The sequence below is a fragment of the Foliimonas ilicis genome (assembly GCF_039939195.1).
Classification (GTDB): Bacteria; Pseudomonadota; Alphaproteobacteria; order Rhizobiales; family Rhizobiaceae; genus Foliimonas; species Foliimonas ilicis.
In genome coordinates, this window is the sequence record NZ_JBDUUH010000019.1 from 54,266 (window position 1) to 80,170 (window position 25,905).

Below are 25,905 nucleotides of genomic sequence, written 5' to 3' on the forward strand. Positions count from 1 at the left end.
GCATCGTCGGAAGTACAAATAGGACACATCACATTACGGCACTCTTTCCGACGAATGAAACTTTCGTAATGTTCGCGGATAAGAAGATTCAGCCCTGATTTTTAAGAATATCGTCCAGCGCGCGCTTCTCCTCGCCGCTCAAAGCAGCGGAATCGGCGATCTTCCGCCGTCTCGACGAGAAAAAGATAAAGGCGCCTCCCGCTGCCAGCAGCAAGATTGGCGTGACCCACAACAAGGCGTTGCGGATATTGAACTTCGGCCGCAGCAGTACGAACTCGCCATAGCGGGAGACGACGTAGTCCATCACCTGCTCGTCCGTATCGCCTGCTGTCAACCGTGTCCGCACCAGAACGCGCAGATCGCGGGCAAGCTCGGCATCGGAATCGTCGATGGACTGGTTCTGGCAGACCATGCAGCGCAAATGCGCCGAAAGGCTGCGCGCACGCGCCTCCAGCGCCGGGTTTGGCAGAACCTCGTCAGGCTGCACGGCCATTGCCGAACCGCCGAACAGCAGGCTCGAAAAAACCGCCAGTACGAGGAGAAAGCTTTTCACTTTCATGTCGTTGCCGGGCTCGGCGTTTCGCGCAGCTTCGTCTTACGCTTTGCCGGCGCACCTACCCGCAGACGGCGGTCGAGCAGCGAGAACGTACCACCTATCATCATGGCAACGGCGCCCAGCCAGATCAGCGTCACCAGAGGTTTCCACCAGACCCTGACGACGATCGCGCCATTCTCGCCCTGATCGCCAAGCGCGATGTAAAGCTGGCTCAGACCCATAGTCCTGATACCCGCTTCCGTCGTCGGCATTTGGCGCACGGTGTAGAAGCGCTTGGCCGACATGATAGTGCCTCTGACGGTATTGCCGTCGCCCATCAGCGAGAATGTGCCCTGCTCTTCCGTGAAATTCGGCCCCTGAAACGGCTTCAATCCGTCATAGCGCAGCGTGTAGCCGGAAATCTCCAGCGTTTCACCCGGATGCATGACGACGATACGCTCTGCTTCGAACGAGACGACCGCAACGATGCCGAGCGTCGTCAGCCCCAGCCCAAGATGCGCCAGCGCCGTACCGAAGATCGAGCGCGGCAATCCCCTTATGCGGCGCAGCGCCGTTGAGAACGGAACGCTGCCAAGTCCGGCCTTGTAGAAAACATCGGTGAACGCGCCGAGAATGAGCCACACCGAAATTCCCGCACCGAGCGCGGCGAAGACCGACGACCCGTCCACGAACAACAGCGTTGCCAGAACGACCAGCAGCGCACCGCCGAAAGCAAACATCAGCCGTTGCGCCACCGCATAAACATCCCCGCGCTTCCACGCCAGAAGCGGCCCGAACGGTACGGCCAGCAGCAGGGGCACCATCAACGGGCCGAATGTCAGGTTGAAGAACGGCTCGCCCACCGAAATCTTGTCGCCGGAAATAGCCTCAACCAGAAGCGGGTAAAGCGTGCCGATCAGCACGGTTGCCGTCGCGGTCGTCAGGAACAGATTGTTGAGAACCAGCGCGCCTTCGCGCGAAATCGGCTGGAAAATTCCACCCGGAACAAGCTGCTGCGCCCGGAATGCAAACAGCGCCAGCGACCCGCCGATGAACACCATCAGAATGCACAGGATGAACACGCCCCGGCTCGGGTCCGTCGCGAAGGCATGAACCGAGGTCAAAACACCCGAGCGCACAAGGAACGTCCCAAGCAGCGACAGCGAAAAGGTCAGGATCGCCAGAAGAAGTGTCCAGATCTTCAACGCCGAACGCCGTTCCATGACGATTGCCGAATGCAGCAGCGCCGTACCCGAAAGCCACGGCATGAAGGATGCGTTTTCCACCGGATCCCAGAACCAGAAACCGCCCCAGCCGAGTTCGTAATAGGCCCAGTAAGAGCCCATCGCGATGCCGCCGGTCAGGAACACCCAGGCAGCCAGTGTCCACGGCCGCACCCAGCGCGCCCAGGCAGCATCGATCTTGCCGTCGATGAGCGCTGCGACCGCGAAAGAGAAACAGACGGAAAACCCGACATAGCCAAGATAAAGCAGCGGCGGATGGATCGCCAGGCCGATGTCCTGAAGGATAGGGTTGAGATCGCGCCCCTCGATAGGCGCCGGTATCAACCGTGCGAACGGGTTCGACGTCGCCAGAATGAACAGCAGAAATGCCGCACCGATCCAGCCCTGAACGGCCAGCACATTGGCGCGCAGGGTCGATGGCAAATTCTTGCCGAACACCGCGACGAGCGCCCCGAAAAACGTCAGGATCACCACCCACAAAAGCATCGAGCCTTCGTGGTTTCCCCATGTGCCGGTGATCTTGTAGAGCATCGGCTTCATCGAATGGGAGTTCTCCCAGACATTGACCAGCGAGAAATCCGACTGGATGTAAGCCACTGTAAGCACTGCGAAAGACAAGAGCGTCAGCGCAAATCCGGTAATCGTCACCGGCTCGCCAACAGCCATCAGCCGCTCATCGCCGGTCCTTGCGCCCCAAAGGGGCACGATGGACTGGACCAGCGACAGGGTGAACGCCAGAACGAGCGCGAAATGGCCTATCTCAACCATGCTGCCGTTCATTGTCCGTCTTCCTGCCACAGACCCTTGGCCTTCAGGCCGTCCGCGACTTCCTTGGGCATATATGTCTCGTCATGCTTTGCCAGCACGCTGTCGGCAGTGAATGTGCCGTCGGCGCCGAAGCTGCCTTCGGTGATAACGCCCTGCTCCTCGCGAAACAGGTCCGGCAATATGCCGTTGTAAGTCACCTTCACCGTTTGGTCCGTATCGGTCACGACGAAAGCGACATGCGTGCCCTCGCCGCGCGAGATCGAGCCTTTTTCGACCAGACCGCCCAGACGGATGCGCTGTCCCGGCTCCAGCGTTGCGGCATAAACATCACTCGGCATGTAGAAATAGGACGCTTTCTGACCGAGCGCGTAGAAGGTCAGGCCCGCCGCGGCACCCAGAAAGGCCAGCCCGCCGCCGATCACCATCAGTCTTTTATGCTTGCGTTTCATCGCCTACTCCGCCGCCTCCACATTCAGAGACGCCGCAAAATCGGCCAGCTTCCTGCCGTCTTCGCTGTCCTTGCCGAGCGCCGCAAGGCCCCGGTCGCGTGCACCGGCGGCCTCCTTACCGTTGCCCAGCACCATATAGGAGCGAACCAGTTGCATCCATCCGTCGACATCGTTGGAATTCTGGCGAAGTCTTTCGTCCAGTCTGGCGACCATGCCGGCCACCATTTCATTGCGATCCGCATCGGACATGTCTGCGGCGGCATCCACATCCGCCTGACCGGGGCCTGCTATCGGCGGAACACCGGCTAGTCTGCGGCTTTCGGCCTGCGCCCGTTCGACCGGCGCGCGCCACGGCGAATCCTGCGGCAGCGTATCGAGCATCGCCTGCCACGCTTTCTCGGCATCGTCGTGACGCCCTTCCTGTGAAAGCGCTATGGCCAGAAAAAACTGTGCTTTCGGCTGCGCAGGCTCTATCGCGACTGCTTTCTCGAAAGTCTTCTGCGCCTCGACGGAAACGATACCGCCGCCCGCATTGGTTATCGCCTCGCCCAATCCTGCGAGCCGGGTCGAGGTTTCGCCCTCAAGCCGGATTGCGTTGCGATAAGCAGTTGCTCCATCGGCAAACCTGCCGATCCGCACATAGATCGGCGCGAGCGTGTCCCATCCGCGTCCGTCTTCGGGGTTGCTGGCGAGATGTCCCTCGGCGCGCGCGATAAGCTCGTCCGCGCTGCTGTCTGCCGGGTTGGCTTCAAGCCGTGCGGCTAGCGGCTGATCTGGAATGTCGGGCGAACCTGTCGCGGTGTAGAGGCCCCAGCTCACCAGCGGAACCGCCAATATTGCTGCCGCACCGATCATCCGCCCGGAGCGGGATACGCCAACGGATTTGTGTTTCGCCCTGGCGTCGGCGCTGATGATTCTGCGTGAGATTTCCGCGCGCGCCTGTTCGGCGTCACTCGGTGCAACCAGCTTGCGTGCAACGTCTTTTTCAAGCTCGGAAAGCTGGTCGCGATAGACTTCGACGTCGAAATTTCCGTCGGCGACAGAAGTCTCGTTGCGGCGCGCCAGCGGCAGTAAAACCGCGAGGCTCGCGCCCAAGGTCAGCAATGCGGCAATGGACCAGAAAAGCATGGCCCCTCATTAGCTGGCCGCATCCCATCTGCCAACGCAGGCTGCCTGCGGCGGATTGACGGGTCTACCGCGCAATTTTCCGCTATTGGCCCCAAATTCTGCGGTTTTTAGACAAAAATCGGCCCAAGCTGCCCGCTCAGGCTTCAAATTTACGTGACGCCGCGCCCAATCAGGTAAGCGGCGTCCAGCTTCCATCGGCGTTGCGGCAGGCCGTGCCGCGCGCGCTTGTCGATGGTCCGCCAGCATAGACCGTGTGCGTATACTGCCTGCAATCCTGAGATCCGACGCGATATGGCTGCGACGCAACGACCTCGCCATAGGAGCTACCGCGGTCGCTCTTCCACGTCACCGCCTGGCCGCCTTGGGTGTATTCCAGCGCCCGATACTCGGCTTCAAGTCCCAGCCGGCGCTCGCGATTGCTCAGTTCCGATCCGATCGATCCGCCGACCAACCCGCCATTCATGGCGCTCACGATCCGCGCCGCCAGTTTTCCATCATCGGCCGGTGGCTGAACAGCCGCCTGTTGCTGCGACGGAACGACTTCAGGCTGCAGCGTCTGTCCTGTCGTGGTGCAGCCCGCAACGGCGCCAAGCCCCAGCAAAACTACGAAACGTAACTTCATGAATTTCGTCAATTTCGAATTTACCACCAAGAAAACATGGTCCTTTGCCAGGGTCGGGACTCAAATGCGGACGGCCCGTGAACGGTTCCGTTCGCAATAGTCTTGTCTATCCCACCATACGCAATTGAACAATTGCCTTGAGCCCGCCAAGCGAGGAGCGCTCAAGCTTCAGTACCCCTTCATATTCCTTCACCAGATCGGTCACGATTGCCAGCCCCAGACCAGTTCCCGGCTTCGTTTCATCGAGCCTGTTGCCCCGTTTCAACGCTTCCCGCGCCTGCTCATCGGGAATCCCCGGCCCGTCATCCTCGATCGTCATGGTCAGATAGCCGGGCGCGCCGTCATCCGGCTTTTCGGCATCGACCGTCACCGAAACTGCGCTGCGCGCCCATTTCATGGCATTTTCGAGCAGATTGCCGAGTATTTCCTCGAAATCCTCGCGTTCGCCGGCAAAAACCACATCTGTTGCAGGCAGCGAAAGCGACACATGCGTCCGCGGATTGAGCTTTTCCAGCACCCGCACCATACGTCTCACCACTTCGGATACCGACGTTCTGAAAACAACGCTGTCGCGCTGCGCAGCCACCCGCGCGCGTTTCAGATAATGCTCGATCTGGTGCTGCATCGATGCCGCCTGCTCGGTCAGCAATTTTCCCTTGTCGCCGCCCAACGCCCGGCCTTCGTTCAAAAGAACCGCCAGCGGCGTCTTCAGCGAATGCGCAAGATTTCCGACCTGCGTTCGTGAGCGCTCCACGATGCGCCTGTTGTTTTCGATCAGCGCATTCGTCTCATTGGCCAGCGGTTCGATTTCCGCCGGAAAGCGCCCATCGAGCCGCTTCGCCGTTCCCTCGCGCACCATCGAAAGCGCCTCGCGCACCCGCGCCAGCGGTTGAAGCCCCAACAGGATGGCAATCGCGTTGATCGCGATCATACCAATGCCGAACATCGACAGGTAAAAATACAGCCGCCGCTCGAAAGCCCCGATTTCTTCCTGCAACTCCGACCGGTTTCCCATCACGCGAAAGCGTGCGATGCGGCCCTGATTGTCCAGCACGAATTCGCTTTCCACCACCTGCAATCGCTTGTCGTTCGTGCCTTCGGCCACATAGCTGCGGCGAAATTCAGCATCGAATGGAACATCGGACGATGCGGGCGACGGAATATCCTCGAACATCGAAGACGAGCGCAACTGCCCGGTCAGGCCGCGCGAAATCGGCTCCACCACCCAATACCAACCCGAATTCGGCTGCGAAAAGCGAAGATCGCCGAGATCGGGATTGCCGGTAAGCGTACCATTGGCCGAAACGCCAACCGATCCGATCAGATTGAACAGATGCGCCGAAAGAAGGCTTTCAAAGCCCTTTTCGCTGGTCTGGCTGTAGAGCGTCGTAATGACAGTCGAAATGACCACCATCGTCACCACCGCCCACATCGTGGAAAAGGCGATGATGCGAAATGCCAGCGATTTCGGGTTGAAGATCATTCCGCCGTCCCGGCGCGCATGTTGCAGCCCTTTTGATAAGTCGCCCTGCCGAGGCTTATAGCGTGACTTTCGAGAACCGAAGCGGAGCGTACATTTGGTACGTGAGCACCGGAAGCGCAGAAAACTGCGCTAGATGTCCGGCAGGGTAGAATTTGCAAACGGGCGCTCAGGCGTCCGGCTCGCGCATACGGTAGCCCATGCCGCGCACCGTCTCGATCATGTCGATGCCCATCTTTTTGCGTAAACGCCCGACGAACACTTCGATCGTGTTGGAATCGCGGTCGAAATCCTGATCGTAAAGATGCTCGACCAGTTCGGTGCGCGAAACCACCTCGCCCATATGGTGCATCAGATAGGCGAGCAGCCGGAACTCATGCGATGTGAGTTTCAGCGGCATGCCGTTAACGTCAGCCTTCGACGCCTTCGTATCCAGACGCAGCGGCCCGCATGTCAGCTCCGAAGATGCGTGCCCTGCCGCACGCCGGATCAATGCCCGCACCCGCGCCAGCACTTCCTCGATATGGAACGGCTTGGTCACATAATCGTCCGCACCCGCGTCAATGCCGGAAACCTTGTCGCTCCAGCGGTCACGCGCAGTCAGAATCAGTACCGGCATCTTGCGCCCGTCACGCCGCCAGCGCTCAACGACGCTGATACCGTCCATCTGCGGCAGGCCGATATCCAGAACCACAGCGTCATAAGGCTCCGTATCACCCAGGAAATGCCCTTCCTCGCCGTCGAAAGCCTTGTCCACGACATAACCGGCATCGCTCAAGGCGTCCGAGATTTGCCGGTTGAGATCCTTGTCGTCCTCGACCACCAATATCCGCATTCAATTCCGCCCTTAAATCGATTCTGAGGAGATCAGCCCTGCGGCACGACGAATTCGGCGCGGCGCGGCCGTTCGCCGTCCTTGCCGGGCACCAGAACGACGATCACGCAGACCGCCTGTCCGCCCTGCGTCGAGGCCGACGCCCGTGCCAGCGTGCCGCCATTTTGCGCCGCCACTTGCTGGCCGATCGCATAGCAATCCGCCGCGACCGTCTGTACCAGTCCGGTTCGTTCCGGAACGACAATCGGCATCGCAAAAGCCTGTGCAGACAACAATCCGCCCGCGGAGAGCGAGAGGATGGCGGTTCTGAATATGGAGCGGAGCGTTTTCATAAATCGGTTTCTATCGCAGCGCGGCTGAACGTAAAATGAATATTACCTCGTGTAATAGAACATAGCTGAACATGCGCGCCGCAATGTCAACGCCACAGCCCTCAACCGATCCTGTTTTTCGCAAAAACCCGCCCGAAAATCGTAAGCATCCCGGCAATCGCCGCCGCCACCTGCAAAAATGCGTCTGTCAGCGCAACATCATTCAAAGCGTCCGTCGAGACACCCGCAATGCCGAAAAGCGCTATCAATATCGCAACGACCGACGCCCAGATCGTGCGTGAAAGATACCAGGGTTTTACCTCATCCATATTCATCTCCATTTTAGATTTTGAATTCGCTTCGCCGGAAGTCTCAGCCGCCTAAGCGATCCGGCATTCGCAAAACCGACCGAAAAATCGTAAGTATTGCCGCGCGATTTTCAGGTGGGTGCGTCCTTCGAGGCTCGCTGCGCTCGCACCTCAGGATGAGGGAGATTGCACTTCTCATGACGAACGGCTGGCTCGAAGTGCTACGCAGACAACCCCACCTCCCTCATCCCGAGGTGCGAGCGCAGCGAGCCTCGAAGGACGCACCACTTCAGTTGTCGCCATCATTCCGTGCTTGCCAAAAGACAAGCGATCAGACTTTAAAAACTCGCCTCGCCGGAAGTCCCCAGCCAACGGCCGCGCTTAGCTGCCGGATCGTCATCCGCAATTCCGATGGCATCTCCCCGAAATCCGCCGCCATCTGCGCCGCACCATAAGTCCAGAATGGCGTTGCCGATTCCGCAACTCGCCGCACTTCGCCAGTCATCCCGCCAATCTCGATCCGATACGCCTCGCTTTCCTCGCCAAGCGCGATCTCATTCTGCATCCAGCTATCGGCATTGATGCGCCCACGCCTGATCCAGGAGAATTCGAAGCCAGCCCCCTTGCGCATTCGCAGATGCACCGGCGACAACGGCAATTTTGCCCGAACACCCCCGATTTCCCTGCTCGTCGCAAAATTCGCGTCGGAAAAATCCACCCCGGCAGCACCCGCACGCCAGTTCAGCTCAAGCCCCGCCTCGCTTGCCCGCAACCCCGCAGGCTCGACTGCGCTGTCCAGCATCACGAAATACGCTCCCGCAGACGCGCCGCATGCCGCCGCATCGCCCGTACCCAATTGCCCGCGCAGCAATCCGCCGAGCCGCCAGACATCCGGTTCGATCTCTTCCGCAGTTTCGAACTGCAGAACTTCCCAAACACCGGACACCGAACGAACCGCCGCCGCATTGCCTCCATTCAAAAGCTGCAACCTGCTGATGCTCGCCGCCTCACCGCCAAAAAACTCAATGACCATCGTCGCGGAGCGCTGGATGCGCCCCTCGCCACCCGGCCCAAGCGCCTCGCGCAGCACGCCGACATTCGCTGACCTGCCGACAGACCCCCTGTATTCAAAACCCGTATCTTCCGGTGACACGAAGACATTCTGCGTCCGCCAAGGTTTTCGCCAAAGCGCCGCACGAAACTGCTCTTCCGGCGCACCTGCCCCATTCATCGGCAGGTCGAGAAACAGCGCTAGTGGCTGCCCGGCAAGGATCGTCGGTGCCACCTTTGAGGCCAGCGCTCCCGGCCCCCAGGGCGCTGGCAGAGACCGCACGATCTGCCGCGCCGAAACCTTCCGCATCAGCCCGTCCTCGATCTCCGTCACGATAAAATCGGCATCGCTACCCGATGCTGGCACACGAATAATGGCACCCGGCACGATCTTCTCATCCGGCTGCGCAACCGCGAAACTCACCACTTCCCGCTGCCCTGCCAGCCGGTTCATACGCTCTTCGAGCAGGCTCTTGCCTTGCCCCGCCTCCAACACGCCCGGAAACGAAATCGTAAGCTGCCTGCTGCCCTTCGCGCCCAAAACCCTGCTGCGCACGGAGATCGTCTGATACTCGGTAAAAGGATCGCGGAATTCGAGGATCGCCTCCGCAGGCATATCCTGATCCCCGCTTCTCACGGTCTCGACCACCGCACTGCCTTCTTCGCTCACCATCTCGTCGACGATGATCGGCTCGCCTCGCAGCGCCGTCTCCTGCCGGAAGCTCAGCCCCTTCGCATCCTGCCTCACACCCAAGCCGAACAAATCGATCAACGGTTCCAGCGCCTGCCGCGCCGTCGTCGGATCGGAAATCACATAGCCCGTAACCGTCCCTTCCGCGCCCGAAACGTCGGCAGGCTCGATGCCGTGATCGGCGAGAACCGCATTGATCAGATCGCCGATTTCAGGGTTTCCGGCGCGCCCGTTCAGCCAATGCCCGCAATGCCAGTTCGCACCATCCGCCCAAAGATCGCTGCGTTTCGGAAACGCCGGCACAGGCCGCGCGTCCCAGGCCCAGAGGTAAATTCGGTCGGCATCGACCATTCGCCCGCCATAAACCGGCGACACCGGATTGCCTGCACCCTTCCAATGATCGAGATGCGCATTCAGAAAGCGCTTCTGCGCCGCATCCGAACGCCCGCCATTCGAAAAATAGGGCGACGCATTCTCCACCGATTTCGGGTCGGGAAAAACATTCGGCTGGTTCGGCCCCTTGTCGATTGCCGGGCAGCCCAGTTCGGTAAACCAGATCGGTTTTGAGCCCGGCATCCACTCCGTCGCATTCGGCTTCTCCGCACCCCCAATCCGGTCGTGATGCGGCCGCGACCACCAATTCGCAATGTCCTTGTAGCGATAGACCCACGGTTTGCCGTAAGCCCCATCGGTGATCGGCGTCCGCTCCCGTGCCAGCCGCGCCGCCGCACTTGCGTAATACCAGTCGAACCCCTCACCGCCTGCAATCGCTTGGCCCATGCCCGCCAAGTCGTAAGGGCTGGCAAACCCGTCCGGGTTCGGCGTCGAATAATCGGCATCGCGCCAATCCGACAAGGGCATGTAATTGTCGATGCCCACCGCATCGATTGCCGGATGCGCCCAGAGCGGATCGAGATGGAAAAACACATCGCCGCTGCCATCGCCCGGCTGATGCCCGAAATATTCGGTCCAGTCCGCACCATAGGTCAGCGCCGTCCCGGCCCCGACGATCGCGCGCACCTCAGCAGCCAATCCGCAGAGCGCCTCGACAAACGGAAACGCATTCGCCTGGTCGCGCAGCGCAGTCAGCCCGCGCAATTCCGTGCCAATCAGAAACGCATCGACACCGCCCGCCGCCGCCGCCAATCGCGCAAAATGCAGCACGAAGCGGCGATAGCCCCAGTCGTCCCCATTGCCGTAAAATGCCTGAACCTGCGTTCGCGCCAGCGCCGTCTTGCCCGCGCTTCCCGGAAAACACGTAATCCGCCCGCGCCAAGGATACGCCGCCTGCCGCGCACCGCCATAAGGATCCGGCAAGTCATTGTCACCCGGAACATCCATCATGATGAACGGATAAAGCGTAACTTTAAGCCCGCGCGCCTTGATCGCGGCAATCGCATCCCTCACGCTTCTGTCGGACGGCGTCCCGCCATAGGCCGCATGCCCGTTCACCCTGGAAACTTGCATCGCCTGTCCGCGCGACACGCCCGCCACCTGCCATTCCTGCGAATATCCTCCACCGTTCCGGTCGGTCACTCCGGGCCTGATCCTGCAATGCCCTGCCCGCAAGTCATCCCCGAACCAAGTCGCCACCACCGCGACATGCTCCAGATTCGGAAACAGCATCTGCAATTCGTCCAGCGAGGCTTCGATGTCGGTGCCCGCATGCAGCACGTTGCGATTGACGCTTTCCGTCTCGCCCGGTCGTTTCCGGCGTGTCACGGGCACGGGCGAAAGCCCGTATTCCGTCGCCCCCGGTATCAGCGCCACCGCCTTCACCTTCGAGCCAAAACTGCCCACCGGGCGCAGCACCTCGAACTGAAACTGCGGAACGCGATTGCCGTAATCGTTCAGCCCAAACCGCTCGATCACCACATAGGCAAGCCCGCGATAGGCAGGCGCATTCCCTGCGCCCTGCTTTGCCGCAATCAGCGGATCGACCGGCTGGTTTTTCGTGCCGCGATAGACGCGCAATTGCACGCCCGTCTGATCGATCTCGCGCCCATCCGCCCAGATGCGCCTTATGCCCGCGATCTCGCCCTCGCACAGAGCAAAGGCGACATTAGCGAAATAGCTGTATTCCGTCACACGCGGCCCGCCCTTCGCGCCCTGCCGTTTGGTCGTGCGCGTTTCCTCGAAACGCGTCGCCCAGATCAGCGTGCCGCCGACGCGCGCGCTTCCGTAAATGCGCGGCACGGCAACGCCCTCTTCCGCCGTGAAAGGCCGCGCGCCGGACAGCCTCGGCCCCTCGATCCGCCGCGTTCCGTTGATCAGCGCACGGTCGATGGAATAGCCCGCCATCGCGCCGACAGCCGAGCCGATCGCGCTGCCGACAGGCCCGAGAAAGCCGCCAAGAACCGCGCCTGCGGTCTGAAGCAGGATGGTTGCCATGGATCACTCCGAATTCAGATGTGTTCAGGAAATGCGAAAACGCCCGCGATGCGGCTGCGCCATTGCGGCACCAGCGCCGACACCGTCACCGCATTGCCTTGATAGGCATGGATGAAACGGTCCTCGCCGATCATGATGCCCGCATGTTTCGCAGGCAGATGCGGACGCCAGCGAAAGATGATGAGATTGCCGTGTCCCGCCCCAGCCAAAGGTTTTTCACAGCAATGTCTGCGCGCAGCATCGAGAAGCAGATCCCTGCCGCCCGCCTCCGCCCAGTCCGGCGCGTAGGCGACAGGCGTTTCTACCTCCTCGCCATAGACCGTGCGCCAAACCCCGCGAACGAGGCCAAGGCAATCGCAGCCCACGCCCTTCCTCGCGCCCTGATGCCGGTAAGGCGTGCCGACCCAGCTCAACGCTTCCGCAACGATTTTTTCCCCGATCATGGCACCAGCGCCCCTCCGTCGAACACGCCGCCATCCGTCACATAGGAATAGGCGGCATCATTGCCCGGCAGATGCGGAAAGCCCTGAAAATTCAGCGCATTGGAAAACTTCGCCTTGCACGCTGCAAAGGTCTTGTCGCATCCCGCCACGATCGAAAACACCTCACCGGGAACAACCGCCCGCCCGCTTCGCGCCTTCAGCGTCAGCAACACACCTTCCGCGCCGATCCGGTGATCGACGATACTTTCCGCCCGTCCATCCGCCCATTTCAGCACACCATGCGAAAACCAGCCTGCCGCGAAACCTTCCAACCCCACGACCGAAAAAACATCAGTGCCATGCGGCGCAATCACCGTTCCACTCGCACCGAATTGCGACAGCAATACCCGGCAGCGTCCGTCGCCGAGTTCAGCATCGCAAGCACGGCTCACATAGCGACCGCTTACCTGATCCAGCGCGTGAGTCGGACTTTCAAGCTCTGCCTGAAAAGCGTTGTCGCGCCGTGTGATCCGCCCGATCGTCGCCGTCCGCAGAAGCGCGAAATCACTCGGTTTTCGCCAGTTCACCAGAAACGTCTCGACCGTCGCGCGATCGTAAAGACCGTTCGCTACATCCGCATCGGAAATGCGATCCGAGGAAAGCGCGCCCTCCACATCCACCGTGTCGACCGCAAGCCCCAGCGTTTCGCGCGCCTCGCTGGCGCTCAAGCCGGTCTGCGGCTCGAACATTGTTCCCCCGACGAGCAGCACGCGATCATGGTCGGTAAATCCAATCGCGACGCCATCCGTCCGCGTCACCTTCCAGCAATGGCAAAGCGTGGTCACGCCATTGCCGAAATGCTCCGTCAAACCCTGCGGAAACGCGCTCATGAAAGCACCTCCACCAGCGGTATCGACGGTATCTGGCCCGCCTTGAATACCGTCAGGCTGATCGAAAGCCGCTCAGTATCGAACCGCACCGGCACGTCGAATTCGTAACCAGCCGTCACCCGCACACCCGGCCCAGGCGCCGCATCGAGCACCACCTCGCCGCTCGACCAGTCGAAACCGCTTGCCACTTCCTCGCCGTCCACCGCAACAAGCAGCGTGCCCGCCACCGGCCTGGCGATGAAACGCTGATAAGAATCCGCCCCGTCACCATAGCCTTTGGTCAGCCTGAACCGCGCTTTTGCTCCGTCGCCTACACCGATCAAGTGATCGCCCGCCGAAGGCGTCCCGGAAGGCTTGCAGGATTTCATGTCGAATGGGTCACGGAAGCGAAACGCATGAAGCGACCCGCGCCTCGCCTCGAAAAACACAAGCACCTCATGCAGATCGGCAAGCGAGCGCACGCCCGTTCCCGCATCGTAATGGTGACGCGATTGCGAAAACCGCGCATTGCGCTTTTCGCGGCCCGAAGTCAGCGAAACGATCTCGTTGCGCCGCTCAGGTCCGCCCGTCGCGCCAAATGAAATCGCGGTCGGAAAAAGCACATCGTGAAAACTTGAAAATTCGCTCATTCGCCGCCTCAGAAAGTTCGCGTGCCGCGCGAAACCGCACGCGCCAGCATGCCGGTTATCTGCGCCTCGGATTTGCGGAAGGAGCCTGCGTCCTGCGCATTCACATTGAACACCACGTTCACCGCCCCGCCGCCGCCCGATGCCGCAACGCCCAGCCGCCCATCTGGCCCGCGCTGCAAAGGCATGATCGCCTCCGCGCCCGCCTCGCCCATCAACCCAACATTCTTGCCCATCGGAAAATAGCTCGGCGTCGAAACCACCCCGCCGCTCGCAAACGGCACGACACGCCCTGGCACGCCGCCATTCGCAAAGGGCGTGATTTTGCCCATCAGCCCCGAAAACAGCGAGCCGGTCAGCGCTTGCAAGGGCTGCATGCCCTGTTTCAGCGCCATGCCCGCGAGGTTCAGCCCGATACGGCGCAATATGTCGTCCAGTTCCTTGCCGCCCTGCGCCGCATTTTTCAGCGCGCCGCCCAACTGGTTTCCGAAGCTGCCCGAAAGGCTTTTCAGATTGTCGAGTGCCGCCTGAAACGGCGCAATATCGGCCCTTATCGACACCTCGATGTCTTCAGCCATGTTCATTCTCCTTGTCGGGAAATTCGCGCATCAGCGCGGCCAGATCGGCACGCGCAGGTGCCACCGCGCGTTGCGGCAGCACGCTCATCGCGCGTTCCAGCTCGCGCGGCGTCATCGCCCAGAAAGTGCTTGGTGAAAGCCGCAGCAGGCCGAACCCGGCAGCCATCACGCTGTCCCAGGGAAACTCGCCCGCTGCGGCGTCTAGGGGTTTTGCGCGGCCTCGCCGCTCTGCGCCCCAAAGGTGATCGCCAGCAGATCCGAAACGATCTGCGCAAACCCCGCAGCACCGCCAGCCGCCTGCATCCGCCCGACTGCCGCATCGTTGATCTCAGCGCCGCCGCCACGCAGACCTGCCCCGATAATGCGGATCATATCGGTTGCCGAAAGCCGCCCCGTCGAAAAGCGCTCGACCAGCGCGCCCAGATCGTCAGCCGCATATGCGCTTTCGAGTTCCGCCAGAGCGCCCAGCGTCAGGCACAACCGATGCGCCTGACCGTCGAGTTCAGCCGATATTTCCCCACGCCTCCGGTTCGCCATCACGGCACCTCCGCAAAGCTCACCGGCCCCGCCGATTCCAGCGCCATCTCGAACGTTACCTCGCCGTCATGGCTGCCCGTATATTCGAGCGAAGTGATCTGAAACGCGCCCTCCACCGTCCCAAAGTGCGGAATGGAAAGCTGCCAGTTCGAAATCTCGCCTGAGAAAAACCGCACGCGGATCATCTTGTCCGACTGCGCATCCTTGAAGATGCCCGACCCGCTGATTGCCGCCCGCTGCACCCCGCTGCCGCCCAGCAATTCGCGCCAGCGCCCCACTGAATCCGCATCGGTCACGTCCACCGTTTCACTGTTGAAAGCAAGGCGTTTTGAGCGCAGCCCCGCAACCGTCTGAAAAGACCCGACCCCATCGGAATCGATCTTGAGAAGAAGGTCCTTGCCCTTCTGAGCGACCATTCCGGCCTCCTGAATTTTTAGATTGATTATCGAGGTTCCAACACCGCGCGATACCGCAGCAGCCCGTGGTACAGAGACAAATCCTCGTTCTGCCGAACTTCCGCGAAGTCAAATATCAGATTGACGAGGTGATGCGCGGCAGGCTCAAGCGCTGCCGTTTCCAGCCTGCTTTTCGCCAGTTCCAATATGTCCAGCGCCTGCCGCTTACCCTTGTCTTTCGACCAGATATGCAGCGTGAAAAACTGCTCGCTGCCATGCTCCGTGGAGGTGCTCCAGTCATACATGCTGGTGCGCCCGAAGCTGATATAGGGAAACTGCGCATTCACCGGAACATGGTCGAATATCCTGCTTCCGCCGAGCGCTGCAATCAACGCCTCGTCCGTTTCCATGCAGTCGAAAATCGCCTTCTGAAGGTCAGCCGCCGCGCTCATCGTCCGCCTCCCTTGGTGGCCGTGCCGGACGCTCTTCCTGCTTGCGCTCGACATCTTCGGCAAGCGCGTGCAGCCGCGTGCGCAATGCGCGCACCAGACCGTCCATCGTCAGTTGCATCGATAAATTCACGCTGCATCCTCCCGTGTCCTGCACACAAGGTAACGCCCGGTTTCGTCGGGATCATGAACCGTCACGATCACAAAAACACGACTGCCGCGCGAAAACCGCATTCCACTTTCCACGCCCTCGCGCCAGCGCAGAAAAATGCGATGCGTCACAATCTCCAGCGCCTGCCCCGCGTCCATATTACTGCGCACAGAAACCGGCTCGATCTTTGCGAAAACAGTCGCAACCTCCTGCCAGTCCTCGTCATGCCCGCCCATGCCGTCCGGCACGGCGAGGCAGCGTTGCAGCGCAATTTCGCTGCGAAATGCCCCCGGATCTATGAACAGCGTCCGCATCAAAGCCTCCGCTGCCGGTAGCCCGAAATCAGCCTTTCATAGCCCGCCGGATAGGAAACCGGCTGGTTGTCCGGCCCGAAACTGCCACGAAATTCATACCAATGCGCGACCAGTAGAAGCATCGCGCGCTTGAGGAGGTCGGGCACATCCGTCCCTGCCTCGCCAAAGCCCGCCTCGAAATCGATCTCGATGCCGTTCATGGTCCGCAGCCGTTCCGGCCGCTTCGTGAAATGCAGCCGCGCCGGTCGCGAAATCGTGTCAGCCTCATAGTCTGCCGGATCGACCACCGCCGCCTCGCCTTCGCTGCCGAACACACTCACCGAAAGCACCTGGCGAACCGGATGGCGCGCCAGCAACACGCAGCCATTCGAAGGAATGTCATCCAGCACCAGCCGCCATGTCTGGTTGATCAGCGCCATACCGGTCGCCCGCTCGACCTCCTCGCGCGCGGCCCTTATCAGGCCACCCAAAAATGCGTCGTCGCCCGAATGCGAAAGGCGCAGTTGCGCCTTCGCCTCGGCCAGAGAAACCGGTTCGCCAACCGGCTCCACCGTCCTGAAAAGCGTCATTCTGTCTCCCAAATATGATCGGAAAGAAAAATGGCCCCGATCATGAAATCGAGGCCATCCAGAAGTTAGAGATTCGTCTCTCAGGCCGTGCCAAACTTCAAAAGCTTGATCGCGTCGAAATCCTGCACCCCGCCGCCAACGCGCTTGGTCGTGTAAAACAGCACATAAGGCTTGGCGGAATACGGATCGCGCAACACGCGAACGCCGGTACGGTCGACCACCAGATACCCACGCGCGAAATCGCCAAACGCAATCGGCGTGGAATCCGCCGTCGCATCAGGCATGTCTTCGGATTCGACCAGCGAGAAGCCCATCAGCATGGCGCGCTGCCCCGGTGCTGCGGGCGGCTGCCAGAGATAATTGCCGTCGGCATCCTTGATTTTGCGGAGCTTCGCCTGTGTTTTTCGGTTCATCACCCAGCTTGCATTCTGGCGATAGCCCGCCTTCAGCGAATAGACCGTATCGATCAGTACGTCGGACGGCGCATCCGCCGGCAATTCGCCCGAAACGCCGGTCGGGATATAGCCGATCTTGCCCCAGGCCCAATCCGCCTCATGCGTCTGGTCGTAGCTCAGGAAGCCCTGCGGCTTGTTCACGCCGTCGCCGCGTACGAAGGCCAAGCCTTCCTGTTCGGCAAAAGCCGCCTCCACCTCGCTCGAAATCCACTGGTCGAGATCGACCACGGAATCCTCCAGCAATGCCGCGGTTGCCGCTGGCATCGCGTAAAGCTCCATCGTCGGAAACTGCAGCTCGGCCAGCGTCGGCGTCGCTGTCTGCGGCCTCGCCGCCGTCTCGCCGACCCAGCCGACAGCCGGACCGCTCACCGCGAACGGCTTCTTCAGCACCGCACCCGAAACCTGCCGCACCGTCGCGATGGAGCGGATCGGCGAGAGGTTCGCCAGCCGCTTGCCGATCTCCGTCTCGGTTTCCGCAGGCACCGTATAGCCGCCATCTTGGCCCGAACCGTAAGACATCGCCTTGGCATCCAGCGAACGCAGCAGGCGGTCGTCGCCATTGCGCATATAGGCTTCGAAAGCGCTCTTGTGCTCGCTCGCAGCAAACCCGCCATCGCGCCCCAGCGAAGGCCGCATCTTCTTGAGCGATAGATTGTCGATCACGCGCTTCTGCTCGTCGAGAGAGCGCGAAATGCGTTCCACTTTGTCGCTGGTCACGACGTCGGCGCCCAGCCGCTTTTCAAGCTGCGCCAGCTTCTGGTCGTTGGCATCCTTGAATGCCTCGAATGTCGTCATGAACTCGCCGAACGCGTCGGCAATGTCGAGATTGTCGCCCTTGGTTTCGGGCGCACGCGCTTCATTTCGCATCTATGGAATTTCCCTGTTTCATCATGTCGATTGCCTCGCGGATCATCCCGCCAAGGCCCGTTGCGCTCCTCGCGGCATCCCGCTCGCTCAGGAGGCTGGCGAAACCCTTGGCGACGATCGCCCGGGCATCGCTTCTGGAAAGGCCCGCATCCCGCGTCAGCCATCCCTCGAATTCCCTGATCGTGGGCAGGCGTCCGCGCCTGCCTTTCACGCTTTCGACGCGCGCCTGCGGCAGCATCGGAAAGGTCACGATCGATATTTCCCATAGGTCGGCTTCCAATATTCGCCGCACCCCGCTTGCCGCATCCTTTCTGGCGCGCACCGTGCGAAAGCCGATGGAAAGCCCGTCCAGTGCCCCGCCGCGCAGAAGGCTCAGCACTTCGCGCGACCGCGTCACGTCGCCCGCCAGCCGGCCGCGCACGAACAGCCCGCGCGCATCCTCCTTGACCTCCGTCCAAAGCCCTATGGGTTCTGCCGGATCATGCTGGAAAAGCATGCGAATACCGCCCGCGCCCTTGGCCTTCAGCGATTTCGCGAAAGCCCCGCGCTCGACAATATCCTTGCCGAGATCGACCTGGCCGAACAGGCTCGCATAGCCGGAAAAGCTTCCGTCCTGCTCGACATCGTCCAGCACCAGATCGACGAATTTGCGCTCGCACGCCTTGGTCGTCAGTTTAGCCTTCATCGGGCGTCTCCCGTTTGTTCTTTTTGTCGAAAAGCCGCCCGATCGCGCTGAATTCCAGCGTTCGCAGCACGAAGCCGATCGCCCACCAGGCAAACAGGCTCGACATCGCAGCCCCCATCAGCACCATTTCGCCGGGGCTAATCGTCCGCTCTATGCCAAGCTCGCTGGCAATCTTCAGTCCGGCTGTCGAGCCGAACACCAATCCGCAGACGATGCCGACCGCAAATCGAGCCGCCGCCTCACGCCTCTCGCGGGGCAGTATGTAGGCAAGCGAGATCGCCGAACCGGCAATCGCGCCCGCGCATTTCGCGGCCCAAAGATGCGCCGCTTCTGTCATGTCAGCCATGTTGGAAATCCTTCCACCTAGAGCCCTTCATTTTTCGAATAGAAACGCTGGCGGGGCAGCACGCCCCTCTGTCCTGCCGGACATCTCCCCCTCAAGGATGGAGATCGACTGACACAACTCTCCGCCTTCATTCTGCAATGTCACTATTTGGTGCTGCGCGTTCATGACGGTGTGATCTCCACCCTTGAGGGGGAGATGTCCGGCAGGACAGAGGGGCGTGTCTCGCGAGAACTGCCCTAGTAACCAACCGCCTCCCGCTTCTCGTCGTCGCTCAAGAAATCCGCCGTGTTCAAGCGCGCCCAAAGCGCATCTCGCTCGCCCGACAGGCCATCGACCTGATCGGCGTCGTACCAGAGCCGCAAATCCTCGCCGAAAACCGGCGTCAACCAGGCCGACAGATCCTTCGCCGTGCGCGCCACCAGCGGCATCACCGTCAGGCGGTAGAAGGCACGGTTGGCCTCCTGATAATTCGCGTAAGTGTTGTCGCCCGGAATGCCGAGCAGCATCGGCGGCACGCCGAAGGCCAGCGCAATGTCGCGGCTCGCCGAATTCTTCGCCTCGATGAAATCCATGTCCTTCGGCGTCAGGCCCATCGACTTCCAGTCCAGCCCGCCCTCCAGAAGCAGCGGACGCCCGGCGCGTATCGCGCCCGAATATCCCTGCTCCAGCTCGGTCTTCAGCCGGTCATATTGCTCTTCACTCAGATTTCCGCCTTCCTTCGGCGCATAGACCAGCGCACCGGAAGGCCGCGCCGAATTGTCGAGCAGCGCCTTGTTCCAGCGCCCAGCCGCGTTGTGCGTGTCGAGCGCCATAAGCGCTGCCTCGAGCGGCGGAAAGCCGTAATGATCATCCACGGGGTGAAACAGCGTCAGATGCGCCGCGCCGCCATCCTCGTCCGCCCCCAGACGGATCGAGCGTTTCGCGCCCGTCTGCCGATAGTCCAGCGCTACCGGCCATCCACCGGAATCCGTCGCCACCGAAACACGATCCGGCCGCAGCAAATGCAGTTCATGCGCACCGCCATTCGTGCCAATCAGCTCGACATAGGCATTGCCTGCCAGAAGCAGATGCCCGTAGAGCGCCTCCATGAAGGAAGGCCCCGCCTGACGCGGATTGGGACGCTGCAAAAGCGCCATCAGAGGATGCTCATCAAGCTCCGTCACACCCTCGTAAAGGAGCCAGGGAATTGCCGATGCCGTTTCCGAAATCAGCCGCACGGCGCGATACACCACCGGATTGCGCATAAAACCTTCGCGCGCCAACGCGCCATAATCCCGCCGCGTCCAGACCGCCTCCGACTGCGCCTGTATCGAGATAAACCCGCCCGCCGCCTTCGTCTTCAATCTGGGCAAAGCTCCGCCCATCCCGGCCGGATTATGCCAGGGCCATTTCCAAGCCATTCTTGTGTCCTGTCTTTTGTTTTGCTGCGCTAGAGCTGTTCCTGTTCAGATGGAATCGCGAGGCGCCCCCCTCTGTCCTGCCGGACATCTCCCCCACAGGTGGGGAGATTGGCTGACACAACCCCCGCCTTCATTCTGCAGCGTCAGCAATTGGCGCCGAGCGTTCATGATGGAGTAATCTCCCCACCCGTGGGGGAGATGGCCGGCAGGCCAGAGGGGGGCGCTGTCCCGCCAGCGTTTCCGTTTAAAAAGAGCTTTAAAGAAAATCGCGAATACGCGGCTCCACCGTCGTCCCCGGCATCAATTCCGTGACCGCCCAAACCAGCGCATCCACCCGGTCCGGCGAACGTCCCCCAGACAATCCGTTCGGCCCAAAATCGCACATCTCGTCTTCCAGATCGGCAAAGCGCTCCGCATGAAGCACCCGCCCCTGATGGTAGAGCGCCGAAACCGGTTCGGCCCGAAGCCATTTTCCACGTTTTGCCCGCACAGGCCGTACCGGAACCAAACTATCCACTGCATGAAGCACAGCGCTCACCATGTCGCCGCCCTGATTGACTTCGGCCACGATGCAATCCGCCTCGATCTTCCGGTAAAGCTCGATTGCCGCGCGCGCCCAGACATCCGGCTTGGCGGCCCGCACCGTCGCGTCTGCCAGCACGATCGCGCGGCCTGCCCCATCCAGCCCAACCGCCACGATCCCGCAGGCATCGGAAGATTTCCGCGAGGTCGCAGGCGGGTCTACCGCAACGATGATGCGCCTCAGTTCCGGCAGTTCGCGAAGCGCCGCCCGCTCCAGAAGATCGCGCGACCACAGCGCGTCCTCCCGGTCCTCGATCAGCTCGCCTTCCAATTCCTGCCGCCCCAGACGCGTTCCGCCATAGCGGCTTTCCACCGCCTTCATGAAGCCCGGCGCCAGATTGGCGACATTGTCGCTGGTGCGCATCCGCTCCACCGCCACCGTTTCGTCCGCCAGAAGCCGTTTCAGAAGCCGCGTCGGCTTCGGCGTCGTGGTAATCAACTGGCGCGGATGCTCACCCAGCCGAAGCCCGAATTGCAGCATGTCGAAACAGGCTTCCGCATGTTTCCACTTGGCAAGCTCGTCGCACCAGGCCGCATCGAATTGCGGCCCGCGCAGGCTTTCGGGGTCTTCGGAGGAGAAAATCTGCGCCACCGCGCCATTGCTCCACACCAGCCGCTTGCGGCTCGTCTCGAAGCGCGGACGGTCATCGCGGGAGATCGAACATATGCCCGAAGGCCCGTCGATCATCACCTCGCGCGCGTCGCCCAGCGTCTCGCCGATCAATGCGATCTGCGAATAACGTGAAAGCGCAAATGGCGGCAAACCGCGCACCAGCGCATTCACCCATTCCGCACCCAGCCGCGTCTTGCCGGCGCCGCGCCCGCCCATGACCAGCCAACTATCCGGCTTCTGTTCCAGCGGATATTGCGCGATCCGCGCCGACAAAAACCACTCGCCGGAAACAGTGCCCGCATCGTCAAGGCCGAGCTGCTTTAGCGACCAGCCTTTCTGCATAATGTCGAGCAAGCTCGACAATTCTGGTGTCGATCCTGTCGAGTATTCCGGCCATTCTAGCATCGCGTTTCGCCTGGGTTTCCGTCAGCTCGTCGGCGAAATTCGCGATCTCGCGAAGCTTCTCGACAGTCTTCATCAGCATCGAAACCGCCTCGACACGCGCCTTATCGATGCCCGCGCCGTCCTTCAGATCCTTGCCGATATCCTCGATTTCCCCAATGATCTGCTGCACCGCCGCCATGATGCGATGCGCAAATTCCTCGCGCTTCTCATACGGCCTCCAACCCTCTTTCCGCGCCCGCCTCTCCAGCGATCCCAACGCGCGACGTGCCATTATGGCCAGTTGCTCAAGGCCAATTCCATGCTTTTCGTAAGCCAAACGCAACGCATGCCAATGCGCCACAGTTTCCACTGAGGTCATCCGTCACCTGTCGATTTTTGAGATTGAAATTCGGAAAACTTTTCGCCCGGTGGCTGCGTTGGCCACACTTTTCCGACGATAACCAAACACTACCAGACCACCGTTACGGTGTCAAGAATATATTCCTATGTTTTGAAAATATTGACAGCCTGAGCATTAACCAAACATCTAAGCAGGGCGTTCAGCATCTAAAAGGCACGAAACGTGTCAGCTATTGCCCTGCCTCGGCCTGAGACTTTCGACCCACCTATTGGATTTTCCCGCAAAGTGATCGCGAAGGCGTTCTTCGACATGGTGAGGGTCCCAAACCGCTGCGGCTTCCATGTTACACGCCGTTTCATAGTCTATCGGAAACTCGCTTCCATCCCGATCGCAATATGACGTTATCCGACCGCTTAAAACATCCTGTTTGAACACTCGGTGATCGCGCTTGTAATCCAAGAAATTTTCGGTGCGCCCAATTTTCGTCCACAGCCCGTCCTTGGCGGCGTAATCCATTACCCACACCGAAAAAATGATGGCGGACTTTTCAATTTCTTCCGGTTCGATTTCTTTTGAAGTTCGTGCGTCGAAAAATCCGAACAGTGGATGCAACAATGAAACAGCGTAGGTGTGGTATGTCTCATCCAGAGGAACTTTGAAGATATCCCCTTCTGCCTTTCTGACTTTTTTCACTTCTTCAGATCTCTCGTCTGTTTGTTCAAACGATACGCTACTCAATACTCGCAAATTTCATAGCCGCTGGACTCCACGTCCACGCCCACCTTCAGCCAATAAAAGACATGCCCGCCCTCCGGCAAATCCGCCTGACACAGGGATACGACATTTCCGGCGCCGGCAGGCGCGCCGGATGCACACGATGCACGCCAAGCGGCAAACTGCTCCACCGATCCCGGCAAGATCTCTGGAAAGGCAAAATAGGTGCTTTTGAAAGCCTCCGCGAGTTGCGGGCAATCCAGCTCATTGTCAGCATAGGCCGTCGAAATCGAAATTGCACAGATCAGGAAACAGACAAATGCTCTCATGGTTCTCGCCGTCATTATGAGTATCCGCATTACGGAACTCGCATTCACTCGGCAAGGTCACCCGAAACTCCACCCCCGCCTTCACCGTATTTGCTCAAACTTAACCCCCGATCTGCTTTTCTCTTGCTGTGTGCATAAAAATCGGGAATCAGTCTGGATACTGGTGGGCTTTGAAAATGCCGCTGTCCCGATCGCTCAATTCTGAAAGGCCGGATGGCATCTGAATGGAAAATCCGTTCAAACCACGCAAATCGCGAACGCCGAAGGCAGGCAGATTGCTGGCCATCGACGCGTGGATTGATTCCAGCCTTTACGAAGCAGGCTTCAAGGCCCGCGAAACTTGGGAAAACCTGACGATTTTCTTCCGCCGCTTCCGTGTCAGCGGCTGGCGGCGCGGTGCTGTCGAAGTGCTCAGCGAGGGCTTTACCATCGGTGCCGCAGGCTCCGTCGTCATGCTGGCGCTTGCCATGCCTGCCTTCGAGGAAACCACCGCAAACTGGCGTCAACAGGACGATTTCGCCGTTACCTTCCTTGATCGTTACGGCAGCGAGATCGGCCAGCGTGGCATCATCCAGCGCGATTCCGTGCCTGTCGATGAAATGCCCGACCATGTCATCAAGGCCGTTCTGGCCACCGAAGACCGCCGCTTTTTCGAACATTACGGCATCGATTTCCTCGGTCTCGTGCGCGCCATGTCGGAAAACGTACGCGCGAATTCGGTCGTTCAGGGCGGCTCGTCGATCACCCAGCAGCTTGCGAAAAACCTGTTCCTGTCGAACGAGCGCACCGTCGAGCGCAAGGTGAAGGAGGCATTCCTTTCCGTCTGGCTCGAAATGAACCTGTCGAAAAAGGAAATCCTGCAGCTCTATCTCGACCGCGCCTATATGGGCGGCGGCACGTTCGGCATTGCTGCGGCGGCAGATTTCTACTTCGGCAAGGAAGTGAAGGATCTGAACATTGCGGAAGCCGCAATGCTTGCCGGTCTGTTCAAGGCGCCTGCGAAATACGCGCCGCACATCAACCTTCCCGCCGCCCGCGCCCGCGCAAACGTTGTGCTGAGCAATCTCGTGCAGGGCGGTTTCATGACGGAGGGACAGGTTCTCTCCGCCCGCCTGCATCCCGCTGGCATCGTCGATCGCGGCGACCAGAAAAGCCCTGATTATTTCCTCGACTGGGCCTTCGAGGAGGTCAAGCGCGTTGCCGAAAAGTCCGGCGCGCATTCCATCGTGGCGCGCACGACCATCGATCTGAACGTCCAGCGCGCAGCCGAAGAATCCGTCGAGTTCAACCTTCGCCAGCACGGCAAGGAATACAAGGTCAGCGAAGCCGCCGTTGTCGTCCTTGAAAACAACGGCGCGGTGCGTGCCATCGTCGGCGGGCGCGATTATGGCACCAGCCAGTTCAACCGCGCCACCCGCGCGCTGCGCCAGACCGGCTCGTCCTTCAAACCCTATGTGTTCGCCACCGCGATGGAGCATGGCTTCACGCCCGATTCCGTCATTTCCGATGGTCCGATCTCTTGGGGAAGCTGGTCGCCGAAGAATTACGGCCGCTCTTTCGCCGGACGCGTCACGCTCACCACTGCCCTCGTCAAATCGATGAACACGGTGCCGGTGCGTCTCGCCAAGGATCATCTGGGCATCGCACCCATCAAGGCGATGACGGAGGCTATGGGCGTCCAGTCGGTCGTCAGTGCGCACAAGACCATGGTGCTCGGCATTTCGGGCATGACCGTCATGGATCAGGCGACCGGCTACAGCGTCTTCGCCAATGGCGGCTTTTCGGGCACGCGCCACGGCATCGACCAGTTGCTTACCCATTCCGGCGACATCATCTACGATTTCGGCCGCGATGCGCCGAAGCCGAAACGCGTGCTTTCCGAACAGGCGGTCGCTTCGATGAATTCGATCCTCGTGCAGGTTCCCGAAGTCGGCACGGCGCGCCGCGCCGCCCTGCCCTCCATCCGCTCGGCAGGCAAAACCGGCACCAGCCAGTCCTATCGCGACGCATGGTATGTCGGCTACACGGGCAATTACACCGCCGCCGTCTGGCTCGGAAACGATGATTACAGCCCGACTCGCAACATGACGGGCGGCTCGCTTCCCGCCATGATCTGGCAGCGTTTCATGGCCTATGCGCACCAAAACATCGACATCAAACCGATCCCCGGCATAAAGAACCCGTTCGTCGATCCGCAGATCGCCGCAAAGGCCGCCGAGGCCCAAAAGAAACTCGCCGAGGGCCAGCCAGATCCGCAGGCGGATCGTCCGCGCATTCTTTCAAGCACAACCACCCGCGCGCTTCGCAGCATGACCGAGGTCTTCCAGAAAGCCGAACCGATCTCGCCGCCCGCACAGCCGGAAACCGTCACCTCGCTCTAAGTGTTTTTTCGAAGTATTTTTTCGTTTTTAGATAGAAACGCCGGC

General features: G+C 60.5%; 30 protein-coding genes. 1 reads left to right on the forward strand and 29 read right to left on the reverse strand.

Annotated elements, in window-relative coordinates:
* Window positions 1-88: 88 nt before the first annotated feature.
* The 29 genes from ABFT80_RS27350 to ABFT80_RS27490 all read right to left on the reverse strand — a co-directional run bounded on the left by ABFT80_RS27350 (window position 89) and on the right by ABFT80_RS27490 (window position 23,479).
* On the reverse strand, window positions 89-559 hold the full coding sequence (locus tag ABFT80_RS27350; protein ID WP_347975104.1) for a cytochrome c-type biogenesis protein: 471 nt from the start codon (window positions 557-559) through the stop codon (window positions 89-91).
* Window positions 556-2,547 carry a heme lyase CcmF/NrfE family subunit gene (locus ABFT80_RS27355; protein WP_347975134.1) on the reverse strand — a complete coding sequence of 664 codons (1,992 nt, stop codon included), beginning with the start codon at window positions 2,545-2,547 and terminating at the stop codon, window positions 556-558. The genes ABFT80_RS27350 and ABFT80_RS27355 overlap by 4 nt, the downstream gene beginning before the upstream one ends.
* Before the next feature lie 8 nt (window positions 2,548-2,555).
* On the reverse strand, window positions 2,556-2,996 hold the full coding sequence (gene ccmE, locus ABFT80_RS27360) for a cytochrome c maturation protein CcmE (protein ID WP_347975105.1): 441 nt from the start codon (window positions 2,994-2,996) through the stop codon (window positions 2,556-2,558).
* A 3-nt stretch (window positions 2,997-2,999) separates the two neighbouring features.
* Window positions 3,000-4,124, reverse strand: coding sequence for a c-type cytochrome biogenesis protein CcmI (ccmI, locus tag ABFT80_RS27365; protein ID WP_347975106.1), 1,125 nt, complete (start codon window positions 4,122-4,124; stop codon window positions 3,000-3,002).
* Window positions 4,125-4,293: 169 nt separating this feature from the next.
* Window positions 4,294-4,746 (reverse strand): hypothetical protein, encoded by a 453-nt coding sequence (locus tag ABFT80_RS27370; protein WP_347975107.1) that lies wholly within the window; start codon window positions 4,744-4,746, stop codon window positions 4,294-4,296.
* Window positions 4,747-4,852: 106 nt separating this feature from the next.
* Window positions 4,853-6,229 carry an ATP-binding protein gene (locus ABFT80_RS27375; protein WP_347975108.1) on the reverse strand — a complete coding sequence of 459 codons (1,377 nt, stop codon included), beginning with the start codon at window positions 6,227-6,229 and terminating at the stop codon, window positions 4,853-4,855.
* Window positions 6,230-6,395: 166 nt separating this feature from the next.
* Window positions 6,396-7,061 (reverse strand): response regulator transcription factor, encoded by a 666-nt coding sequence (locus ABFT80_RS27380; protein WP_347975109.1) that lies wholly within the window; start codon window positions 7,059-7,061, stop codon window positions 6,396-6,398.
* Window positions 7,062-7,093: 32 nt separating this feature from the next.
* On the reverse strand, window positions 7,094-7,393 hold the full coding sequence (locus ABFT80_RS27385; RefSeq protein ID WP_347975110.1) for a hypothetical protein: 300 nt from the start codon (window positions 7,391-7,393) through the stop codon (window positions 7,094-7,096).
* Between the two features lie 101 nt (window positions 7,394-7,494).
* Window positions 7,495-7,701 carry a hypothetical protein gene (locus ABFT80_RS27390; RefSeq protein WP_347975111.1) on the reverse strand — a complete coding sequence of 69 codons (207 nt, stop codon included), beginning with the start codon at window positions 7,699-7,701 and terminating at the stop codon, window positions 7,495-7,497.
* Window positions 7,702-8,011: 310 nt separating this feature from the next.
* A complete protein-coding gene (locus ABFT80_RS27395; RefSeq protein WP_347975112.1) occupies window positions 8,012-11,812 on the reverse strand; it encodes a baseplate multidomain protein megatron in 3,801 nt (1,266 codons plus the stop codon).
* 14 nt (window positions 11,813-11,826) lie between these two features.
* Window positions 11,827-12,255: an NlpC/P60 family protein gene (locus ABFT80_RS27400; protein ID WP_347975113.1), complete on the reverse strand. Its 429-nt coding sequence runs from the start codon at window positions 12,253-12,255 to the stop codon at window positions 11,827-11,829.
* A complete protein-coding gene (locus tag ABFT80_RS27405) occupies window positions 12,252-13,124 on the reverse strand; it encodes a DUF2163 domain-containing protein (RefSeq protein WP_347975114.1) in 873 nt (290 codons plus the stop codon). The genes ABFT80_RS27400 and ABFT80_RS27405 overlap by 4 nt, the downstream gene beginning before the upstream one ends.
* Window positions 13,121-13,753: a DUF2460 domain-containing protein gene (locus ABFT80_RS27410; RefSeq protein ID WP_347975115.1), complete on the reverse strand. Its 633-nt coding sequence runs from the start codon at window positions 13,751-13,753 to the stop codon at window positions 13,121-13,123. Before ABFT80_RS27410 ends, ABFT80_RS27405 begins: the two co-directional genes overlap by 4 nt.
* 8 nt (window positions 13,754-13,761) lie before the next feature.
* Window positions 13,762-14,328: a phage tail tape measure protein gene (locus tag ABFT80_RS27415; protein ID WP_347975116.1), complete on the reverse strand. Its 567-nt coding sequence runs from the start codon at window positions 14,326-14,328 to the stop codon at window positions 13,762-13,764.
* On the reverse strand, window positions 14,321-14,494 hold the full coding sequence (locus ABFT80_RS27420) for a phage tail assembly chaperone (protein ID WP_347975117.1): 174 nt from the start codon (window positions 14,492-14,494) through the stop codon (window positions 14,321-14,323). The genes ABFT80_RS27415 and ABFT80_RS27420 overlap by 8 nt, the downstream gene beginning before the upstream one ends.
* 35 nt (window positions 14,495-14,529) lie before the next feature.
* Window positions 14,530-14,865, reverse strand: coding sequence for a gene transfer agent family protein (locus tag ABFT80_RS27425; RefSeq protein WP_347975118.1), 336 nt, complete (start codon window positions 14,863-14,865; stop codon window positions 14,530-14,532).
* Entirely contained in the window at window positions 14,865-15,281 is a 417-nt protein-coding gene (locus tag ABFT80_RS27430) for a phage major tail protein, TP901-1 family (protein WP_347975119.1), read from the reverse strand. The genes ABFT80_RS27425 and ABFT80_RS27430 overlap by 1 nt, the downstream gene beginning before the upstream one ends.
* Before the next feature lie 26 nt (window positions 15,282-15,307).
* On the reverse strand, window positions 15,308-15,712 hold the full coding sequence (locus ABFT80_RS27435; protein ID WP_347975120.1) for a DUF3168 domain-containing protein: 405 nt from the start codon (window positions 15,710-15,712) through the stop codon (window positions 15,308-15,310).
* Complete coding sequence (locus ABFT80_RS27440; RefSeq protein WP_347975121.1) at window positions 15,696-15,842, reverse strand: hypothetical protein; 147 nt, start codon at window positions 15,840-15,842, stop codon at window positions 15,696-15,698. Before ABFT80_RS27440 ends, ABFT80_RS27435 begins: the two co-directional genes overlap by 17 nt.
* Window positions 15,839-16,174, reverse strand: coding sequence for a phage head closure protein (locus ABFT80_RS27445; RefSeq protein WP_347975122.1), 336 nt, complete (start codon window positions 16,172-16,174; stop codon window positions 15,839-15,841). The genes ABFT80_RS27440 and ABFT80_RS27445 overlap by 4 nt, the downstream gene beginning before the upstream one ends.
* Window positions 16,174-16,743 carry a head-tail connector protein gene (locus ABFT80_RS27450; RefSeq protein WP_347975123.1) on the reverse strand — a complete coding sequence of 190 codons (570 nt, stop codon included), beginning with the start codon at window positions 16,741-16,743 and terminating at the stop codon, window positions 16,174-16,176. The genes ABFT80_RS27445 and ABFT80_RS27450 overlap by 1 nt, the downstream gene beginning before the upstream one ends.
* Window positions 16,744-16,823: 80 nt before the next feature.
* On the reverse strand, window positions 16,824-18,065 hold the full coding sequence (locus ABFT80_RS27455; protein ID WP_347975124.1) for a phage major capsid protein: 1,242 nt from the start codon (window positions 18,063-18,065) through the stop codon (window positions 16,824-16,826).
* A complete protein-coding gene (locus tag ABFT80_RS27460) occupies window positions 18,055-18,750 on the reverse strand; it encodes an HK97 family phage prohead protease (RefSeq protein ID WP_347975125.1) in 696 nt (231 codons plus the stop codon). Before ABFT80_RS27460 ends, ABFT80_RS27455 begins: the two co-directional genes overlap by 11 nt.
* The gene (locus tag ABFT80_RS27465; protein ID WP_347975126.1) at window positions 18,740-19,096 is read right to left on the reverse strand and encodes a DUF6107 family protein; all 357 of its coding nucleotides are present in this window, start codon (window positions 19,094-19,096) and stop codon (window positions 18,740-18,742) included. Before ABFT80_RS27465 ends, ABFT80_RS27460 begins: the two co-directional genes overlap by 11 nt.
* Window positions 19,097-19,332: 236 nt before the next feature.
* Window positions 19,333-20,496: a phage portal protein gene (locus ABFT80_RS27470; protein ID WP_347975127.1), complete on the reverse strand. Its 1,164-nt coding sequence runs from the start codon at window positions 20,494-20,496 to the stop codon at window positions 19,333-19,335.
* A 256-nt stretch (window positions 20,497-20,752) separates the two neighbouring features.
* Complete coding sequence (locus tag ABFT80_RS27475) at window positions 20,753-22,033, reverse strand: DNA-packaging protein (RefSeq protein ID WP_347975135.1); 1,281 nt, start codon at window positions 22,031-22,033, stop codon at window positions 20,753-20,755.
* The gene (locus ABFT80_RS27480) at window positions 21,996-22,445 is read right to left on the reverse strand and encodes a hypothetical protein (RefSeq protein WP_347975128.1); all 450 of its coding nucleotides are present in this window, start codon (window positions 22,443-22,445) and stop codon (window positions 21,996-21,998) included. The genes ABFT80_RS27475 and ABFT80_RS27480 overlap by 38 nt, the downstream gene beginning before the upstream one ends.
* A 216-nt stretch (window positions 22,446-22,661) precedes the next feature.
* Window positions 22,662-23,174 (reverse strand): Imm26 family immunity protein, encoded by a 513-nt coding sequence (locus tag ABFT80_RS27485; protein ID WP_347975129.1) that lies wholly within the window; start codon window positions 23,172-23,174, stop codon window positions 22,662-22,664.
* Window positions 23,171-23,479 (reverse strand): hypothetical protein, encoded by a 309-nt coding sequence (locus ABFT80_RS27490; RefSeq protein ID WP_347975130.1) that lies wholly within the window; start codon window positions 23,477-23,479, stop codon window positions 23,171-23,173. Before ABFT80_RS27490 ends, ABFT80_RS27485 begins: the two co-directional genes overlap by 4 nt.
* Window positions 23,480-23,703: 224 nt before the next feature.
* Between ABFT80_RS27490 and ABFT80_RS27495 the strand changes: the two genes are divergently transcribed.
* Window positions 23,704-25,860, forward strand: coding sequence for a transglycosylase domain-containing protein (locus ABFT80_RS27495; RefSeq protein WP_347975131.1), 2,157 nt, complete (start codon window positions 23,704-23,706; stop codon window positions 25,858-25,860).
* Window positions 25,861-25,905 lie beyond the last annotated feature (45 nt).